This is a genomic window from Stenotrophomonas sp. YIM B13575, from assembly GCF_042787595.1.
GTDB lineage: Bacteria > Pseudomonadota > Gammaproteobacteria > Xanthomonadales > Xanthomonadaceae > Stenotrophomonas > Stenotrophomonas lactitubi_B.
The window spans coordinates 41,365-48,745 of sequence record NZ_JBHZOP010000056.1; the positions used below are offsets into that span (position 1 = coordinate 41,365).

Genomic DNA, 7,381 nt, shown 5'->3' on the forward strand with positions numbered 1-7,381 from the left:
GACGGCCGAGATCGCCACGAAATCGCGGCGAGATCGTCACGAAGAAATTACGAAGGCCCTTTCTCGTTCAAGATCAACAGCTTGGAGAACGCCGGGAACAGCGCGGGTGGTTGCTCGGGCAGGCGCATCACACCGATGTCGGCTCCATCGCTGATCGCCAGGGCCAGGTACAGGCTGCTTCCGTCGGCGCTGGCGCTGAGTCCATTGCCCGCGCTCAGGCGCTGCGCGTCCAGGCAGCGCTCCGCTTCTTCGCGGCCGGACTGGATACGGACCAGCGTGGTGCCGCAGTCGGCACTGCTGCCGAGGTAGTCGATGCTGCCGTTGCCGGCCACGGTCCAGGTCCGGTAGCGCCAGCGGCTCGGCCGGTCCTCGCTGACCTGCTGCACGCTGGCCGGGGTCAACGCCGCGTCCACCGACCACAGCCCGCCGGCTGCCAGCCGGGTGAACAGCACCCGCCCGGTACTGCGGTCGAAACGCGCCTGCGACACGCCTTCCAGACTGGCCAACCGCCGCCATGGCTGCGCACTGCGGTCGAACAGGCTCAACCGGGTGTGCTGGTCGGCATCCCGTTCAACCACCAGCAGCTGCTCCGCGTCTGCGCCGTACAACGCCTGCAACGGTTGCTCGGCGGGCACCGGAAGGCGATGCAGCTGTTCGTCGCGCGGGGCGATCTCGTAGACAACCGCTTCGCCATGCTCATCGCGGCCCACCACCAGCAGATGCCGGCTGTCGGCCGACCAGTCCGGTGCCTGCCGCGCTTCCGGCTTCAGCCCTTCGATCGGCCGCAACGACTCCGGCCGCTGCATGTCGGCCCACCACAGCGCAAAGCTGCCGGAACGATCGGAACTGAACACCAGTTGCCGTCCATCCGGCGCCACCATCGGTTGCCCGTCGCGGCCGCTGGAGGCGAACAGACGCTCGCCGGCACCGCCCTGCGCGGGCATCCTGAACACACCGAACTGCGCGCGCCGATGCACGAATGCCAGCATGTCGCCGCGCCGCGAGACGGCCGGCCACTGCGCATCGTCGAGCCCGGCGTCGCGCAGCGTGCGGCGCTCGACGTCGAGGTAGTACAGGCGTGCCTCGCTGTCCACGCGACGACCGAACACGATATGTCGACCGTCGCCCAGCCATGCCCAACCGCGCAGCTCGGCCGATTCGGTCGTCAACTCCTCCGGTGTGCCGCCGCTGGCAGGCATCCGCCACAGGTCGCCCAGCTGAGGGTTGCGGACAAACACCAGCCATTTGCCATCCGGCGAATAGCGCGGGGCGTAGTCGAAATCATCCTCGTCGACCGCGTAGTCCAGCGCCCGCCATTGGCCACTGGCCAGATCGAGCACGCGGATACCGCGATGGGCATAGCGACCGACCATGCTGCCGAAGACCAGGCCGCGGCCATCGGGCGTCCAGTCGAAACTGAGCAGTTCGGTGCCGTCGCAGCGTGTGGCCTGGCGCACGGCGCCGCCGGTGGCGCTGGCGATCAGCACCTGGCAGCTGTCATCGGCGCCAAAGCGGGCGAAGGCGATTTCGCGGCCATCCGGCGACCAGTTCGGGAAGCGGTCGCTGGCACCTGCCGGCGGCGAAAGCAGCTGACGTGCGGGCGCATTGCCGGAGGTCTGCACCTTGATGGCGTTGCCACCCTTGCCGTCGTCGTTGGCGCCTTCGTAGGCAACCTGCGATCCGTCAGGCGAAAGTGTGGGATAGGTCTCAAAACCGGCTGTCGCGGTGATCAACCGATATGGCCGTTCAGGGCTTCCGATCACCCGCGTGCCGTTCTCCACGGCGGCGTCCACCGGAGAATTCACCGGCGCCGGGCGGCGCAGCAGCAGTACGCTCAACACCACCAGCGCAAGCAGCATCACCACGCCCAGCGCCAGCAGCAGGCGACGGCGCAGGCGTCGCCAGCGACGGCTGCCACGTTCAACCACGGCCGCGCCGGCGGGGGCGACGGCATCCGGTGCAGTCGGCTGCGATGCCGCCGACTCCTCTGCCGCAGCGATCGCATCGGTCTCGTGGTCCGCCAGCGGCTGCACCGGTACCAGCAAGCGGTAGCCGGTCTTGGCGATGGTCTCGATGTACGCCTGGCCATTGTCGTCGTCGACGCTGAACGCCTTGCGCAGTTGGGTAACCGCCTGGGTCAGCACGTCGTTGGTCGGCAGCGTGTCCGGCCACACTTCGGCGAACAGTTCGTCACGGGTCACCACCCGCCCGGGCTGCCGCATCAACATGCGCAGCACGCCCAGCGACTTGGGCGTCAAACGTCGTGTACGGCGGGCACCGGCGACTTCGACCTCACGCGAGGACAAAGTAACGATGCACTCGCCGACGCGGACGCGGTCGGATTCAGGCGACTGGATTTCGCTGTTGATCATTCGTTGCTATGGGGTTGAAACAGGCCGCAAACACTGTTCACCATCGATCCCTTCCCATCCTTGGCACAGCAAGAAGCCAGATTCCGCACAAAGCATCGGCGCATACCGCAAAAAAAACGAAGCCTCCGGATATTAGCCTATGCGAGTTACCTCGCCTATCGCGTGGTCGACATCAGGCTCTCTCTCGCCGACGCATTCACATAATAAGCATCATCATTCGCGCCCTTTCGGGCGCGATATTTTTATCTGGCGTTCATTTTCAGAAGCGTTTCAGCATGGTCAGGCCGACCAGCCGCGAAACCACCAGCGCGACATACATGACGCCGGAAAACTGCTCCAGCATGACCAGCGCGCGGGCCTGCGGATGCAGTGGCACGACATCACTCAGCCCAACGCCTGACAATAAGCTGAAGCTCAGATAAAGCAGCTCCATCCACGTGCGCTGCGGCCCACCACTGGCGCCCTGGAAACTGCCCGGATACCACTGCTGACATACCGCAAAGGTAAAAGCGAATGCCCATGCCAACAACGTGAACGTGGCGCCGGCGGCGAACAGTTCGTCGCGGGTCACCTTGTGGTCCTGCAGCATGTAGGCAATCAGCGCACCCGCGGTGTAGAAATACAGCAGGCTTTCCAGCAGCTGTGCGGTGATGCCCAGTGCCGGCCGGTCGAGCAGTGCCGCAGAGAGGGAAAACACCACCGCCGGAATGGCCAGCACCAACGCCAGCCAGGTGCCCAGCGGGCTGCGCTGCACCACCCACAGGGCCAGGCCGAGCACGGCCATGCCGAACACGCCTACTGCCGCGCGCCCGGCAGCGGTTTCGTCCAGCGCCGGGTACAGCAGTACCGACAGCAGCTGAGCCCCGAGCAGCCAGGCAGAGGGATGACGGCGGGCGATGGCCAGCCAGCGGGTGGTCACGGCAATGGGCATGGTTCCTTATCCCCAGGGAACGATGGGCCGAGGATAGCGGCATGTCGGTGAGATGGGTGATGGAATGACGCCGGGCGTGGCCCGGCGCCGCCCTCTGCGATCAGCCCTGCTGGTACACCTCGGCGCCGGCTGCACGGAACTGCTCGGACTTCTCCTGCATGCCCTTCTCGGCGTATTCGCGCACGTCCTGGGTGATCTTCATCGAGCAGAAGTGCGGGCCGCACATCGAACAGAAATGGGCCAGCTTGTGCGCGTCCTTGGGCAGCGTCTCGTCGTGGAATTCCTTGGCCTTCTCCGGATCCAGGCCGAGGTGGAACTGGTCGTCCCAGCGGAACTCGAATCGCGCCTTGCTCAATGCGTTGTCGCGCACCTGCGCACCGGGGTGGCCCTTGGCGAGATCGGCCGCGTGCGCGGCGATGCGATAGGCCATGATGCCGTCGCGGACGTCCTGGCGGTTGGGCAGGCCCAGATGCTCCTTCGGCGTGACATAGCAGAGCATGGCGGTACCGAACCAACCGATCATGGCCGCGCCGATGGCACTGGTGATGTGGTCATAGCCCGGCGCGATGTCGGTGGTCAGCGGGCCGAGCGTGTAGAACGGTGCCTCGCCGCACTCGCGCAGCTGCTTGCCCATGTTCTCCTTGATCAGCTGCATCGGCACATGGCCGGGGCCTTCGATCATGGTCTGCACGTCGTGCTTCCAGGCGATCTTCGTCAACTCACCCAGCGTTTCCAGCTCGCCGAACTGCGCCGCATCGTTGGCATCGGCAATGCAGCCCGGGCGCAGGCCATCGCCCAGCGAGAAGGTCACGTCGTAGGCCTTCATGATTTCGCAGATGTCTTCGAAATGCGTGTAAAGGAAGTTTTCCTTGTGGTGGGCCAGGCACCACTTGGCCATGATCGAACCGCCGCGGCTGACGATGCCGGTAACGCGCTTGGCGGTGAGTGGCACGTAGCGCAGCAGCACGCCCGCATGGATGGTGAAGTAGTCCACGCCCTGCTCTGCCTGCTCGATAAGGGTGTCGCGGAAGATCTCCCAGGTCAGCGCTTCGGCGCGGCCGTCGACCTTCTCCAGCGCCTGGTAGATCGGCACCGTACCGATCGCCACCGGCGAGTTGCGGATGATCCACTCGCGCGTTTCGTGGATGTGCTTGCCGGTGGACAGGTCCATCACCGTGTCACCGCCCCAGCGGATCGCCCACACCAGCTTTTCCACTTCCTCGGCAATACCCGAGGACACCGCGCTGTTGCCGATGTTGGCGTTGATCTTGGTGAGGAAGTTGCGGCCGATGATCATCGGCTCGCTTTCAGGGTGATTGATGTTGTTGGGCAGCACCGCACGGCCGCGGGCGATTTCATCGCGCACGAATTCCGGGGTGATGATGTGCTGGATCGATGCACCGAAGGATTCACCGGGATGCTGCTGCAGCAGCGCGGCATCACGGATCGCCTCCAGCCGCTGGTTCTCGCGGATGGCGACGAATTCCATTTCCGGGGTGATGATGCCGCGGCGCGCGTAGTGCATCTGGGTGACGTTCGCACCGGCCTGCGCGCGGCGCGGCAGGCTGCGCGCGGGGAAACGCACCGGATCCAGCCTGGGATCGTGCTCACGCGCGCGGCCGAACGAGGAGCTGAGGCCATCAAGCTGTTCGGTGTCGTTGCGCTCCTCCACCCACGCACGACGCAATGCGGGCAGGCCTGCGGAAAGATCGATAGGGACCTGCGGATCGGTGTACGGGCCGGAGGTGTCGTAGACGGTGACCGGTGCGTTCTCTTCGCCACCGAACACGGTGGGCGTGCGGGTCAGCGCGATCTCGCGCATCGGCACCTGCAGGTCCGGGCGCGAGCCGGGCACGTGGATCTTGCGCGAGCCGGGTATGGGCCGGGTCACGGATTCGGAGAGTTGCTGGGCCTGTTGCTGCAGGGCAGAGAGCTGTGCGTTCATCGGGCATCGTCCAGGAAGGTCAGGGACGAAGCGGCGGCGCACTGCGCCCGCGCCCGGACAGCACCAAGGCGGTCCTTGGGCGGGGTCGGGGCACGGCTGCATTGCAAAGCTTCCCTACGCCGGTATGAGCCGGATCAGGTTCCAAGGGACTATCTCAACCGTGGCCACAAGGCCGCGGTACCCCCGCTTCTTGGTGCGCATTAGAGCATAGACCGCCTGCCTCCGGGGTTGCCTCCGGGGTCAGATCCGTTTCCTGCGGAAAACGGATCTGACCCCAATCGCCATTCGTTAACAGAACCGTGACGTCGCATTCAGTAACGTGCACGCGCACCGCACCGTCGCAAGCGGTGCATTCCCTGCCGCCATCGCGGCGCCTGTCCGGTGTGCGCACGCTGTCGCTGGACCACTCCCTGCAAGCTTTCGCTCGCTCCCCTCAATCCCTTGATCGGAGAAGCTCCTTCATGGTGTTTCGCATTTCCATCGCACTGGTGTTTGCCCTGGTGCTGCTGGCCGGCCTCGCGCCCGGCCCCTTCAATACCGTCGTGCAGGCGGCGCTGGGCGATGTCATCCGCAGCGTCGGCTGGCTGTACCTGCTGGTGGTATTCCTGGCACTGGTGTTCCTGATGTACCTGGCGTTCGGCCGCTTCGGCAACCTGCGCATCGGTGGCGAAGACGCCGAGCCCGAGTTCTCGCGCGCCAGCTGGATGTCGATGCTGTTCGCTGCCGGCATGGGCATCGGCCTGGTGTTCTGGGGAGCGGCCGAGCCGATTTCGCACTTCACCAAGCCACCGGAAGGCATTGAACCGCAGAGCATGGACGCCGCACGCGCCGCCATGCGCTACGTGTTCTTCCACTGGGGCCTGCACCCGTGGGCCATCTATGCGCTGATCGGCCTGGCGATGGCCTGGTTCCAGTTCAACCGCAACGGTGGTGGCCAGATCAGCGACATGCTGCAGCCGATCATCGGCCGACACCATCGCGGCTGGATAGGCAAGGTGGTCAACATCTCCGCCGTGGTCGCCACCGCAGTGGGCGTGGCCACGGCACTGGGTTTCGGCACGGTGCAGATCGCCGCCGGCGTGGAACGGGTGTTCGGGCTGCACGCAGGCATACCGCTGCAGCTGACCATCATTGCGGTCGCGTTCGTGCTGTACATGGCCTCCTCGCTGAGCGGCGTGGGGCGTGGCATGAAGTGGCTGTCCAACGTCAATCTGGCGCTGGCGGCATTGCTGCTGGCCTTGGTGCTGGTGCTCGGCCCGACTGGCGCCATCTTCAACACATTCACCACCACGCTGGGTTCCTACCTCAACCAGTTGGTGACCATGAGCCTGCGCATGTCGCCGTTCTCGTCCAGCACCTGGGTGGCGGACTGGACGATCTTCTATTGGGCATGGTGGATTTCGTGGGCGCCGTTCGTCGGTTCCTTCATCGCGCGCATCTCGCGCGGCCGCAGTGTCCGCGAGTTCGTGGTGGGCGTGGTGCTTGCGCCCACCCTGCTCGGTTTCTTCTGGTTCTCGGTCTTCGGTGGCACCGCGATCTGGTCGCAGATCTTCGGCCACGCCGACCTGGTGCAGGCGCTGGGCAACGGCTATGAAACAGTGCTGTTCACCCTGTTCGACAGCCTGCCACTGCCGTTGCTGCTGTCGAGCATCGCCTTGGTGCTGTTGATGATCTTCTTCGTGACCTCGGCCGATTCGGCGGTGCTGGTACTGGCCACGATGTCCACCGACGATGCGGGCGAGCCATCGCGCAGGCACAAGATTGCGTGGGGCGTGGGCATCGCACTGATCGCGGGCGCGTTGCTGCTGGCCGGTGGTCTGGAGGCGCTGCAGGGCATGATCACGATCGCCGCGTTGCCGTTCGCGCTGTTGATGGTGCTGGTGATGGTGTCGCTGTACCGGGTGCTGGACCAAGAGTACACGCGCGAGCGGCGGCAGGCGCAACGCCAGCGACGCATGATCGATGCGTGGATCGCGCGTGAGATGGCGGCGCAGGAAGAGACCCAGGCGGAGGCGGTGTGCGCGCAGGATTCGGATTGAGGGTGTTTTGCAGCCTGCGGCTGCACTGCTTTTTTCAAGCAAGAGCCAAGTTCAAATTCAAAAGCGGCTCTGGGTTACTGCTGGCTGGGCGAGG

4 protein-coding genes and 1 riboswitch are annotated in these 7,381 nt (G+C 65.2%); of the genes, 1 reads left to right on the top strand and 3 read right to left on the bottom strand.

Annotated features, from left to right (window positions below; genetic code table 11):
* Nucleotides 1-47: 47 nt before the first annotated feature.
* The 3 genes from ACFX4F_RS10730 to thiC all read right to left on the bottom strand — a co-directional run bounded on the left by ACFX4F_RS10730 (nucleotide 48) and on the right by thiC (nucleotide 5,248).
* Nucleotides 48-2,372 carry a winged helix-turn-helix domain-containing protein gene (locus ACFX4F_RS10730; RefSeq protein ID WP_380655005.1) on the bottom strand — a complete coding sequence of 775 codons (2,325 nt, stop codon included), beginning with the start codon at nucleotides 2,370-2,372 and terminating at the stop codon, nucleotides 48-50.
* Between the two features lie 259 nt (nucleotides 2,373-2,631).
* Entirely contained in the window at nucleotides 2,632-3,303 is a 672-nt protein-coding gene (locus tag ACFX4F_RS10735) for an ion channel (protein ID WP_099821631.1), read from the bottom strand.
* Nucleotides 3,304-3,403: 100 nt separating this feature from the next.
* Nucleotides 3,404-5,248, bottom strand: a complete 1,845-nt coding sequence (thiC, locus tag ACFX4F_RS10740; protein ID WP_380655009.1) for a phosphomethylpyrimidine synthase ThiC — start codon at nucleotides 5,246-5,248, stop codon at nucleotides 3,404-3,406.
* A gap of 93 nt (nucleotides 5,249-5,341) precedes the next feature.
* Nucleotides 5,342-5,443, bottom strand: a riboswitch (TPP riboswitch).
* Between the two features lie 266 nt (nucleotides 5,444-5,709).
* On the opposite strand from thiC, the gene ACFX4F_RS10745 reads away from it, so the two are divergent.
* Nucleotides 5,710-7,287: a BCCT family transporter gene (locus ACFX4F_RS10745; protein WP_380655012.1), complete on the top strand. Its 1,578-nt coding sequence runs from the start codon at nucleotides 5,710-5,712 to the stop codon at nucleotides 7,285-7,287.
* The last annotated feature ends 94 nt before the right edge of the window (nucleotides 7,288-7,381 follow it).

Bases quoted from the DNA above. Each gene is read 5' to 3' on its own strand.
- ACFX4F_RS10730 (WP_380655005.1), bottom strand. From the start codon at position 2,372: ATGATCAACAGCGAAATCCAGTCGCCTGAATCCGACCGCGTCCGCGTC.
- ACFX4F_RS10745 (WP_380655012.1), top strand. From the start codon at position 5,710: ATGGTGTTTCGCATTTCCATCGCACTGGTGTTTGCCCTGGTGCTGCTG.
- ACFX4F_RS10735 (WP_099821631.1), bottom strand. From the start codon at position 3,303: ATGCCCATTGCCGTGACCACCCGCTGGCTGGCCATCGCCCGCCGTCAT.
- thiC (WP_380655009.1), bottom strand. From the start codon at position 5,248: ATGAACGCACAGCTCTCTGCCCTGCAGCAACAGGCCCAGCAACTCTCC.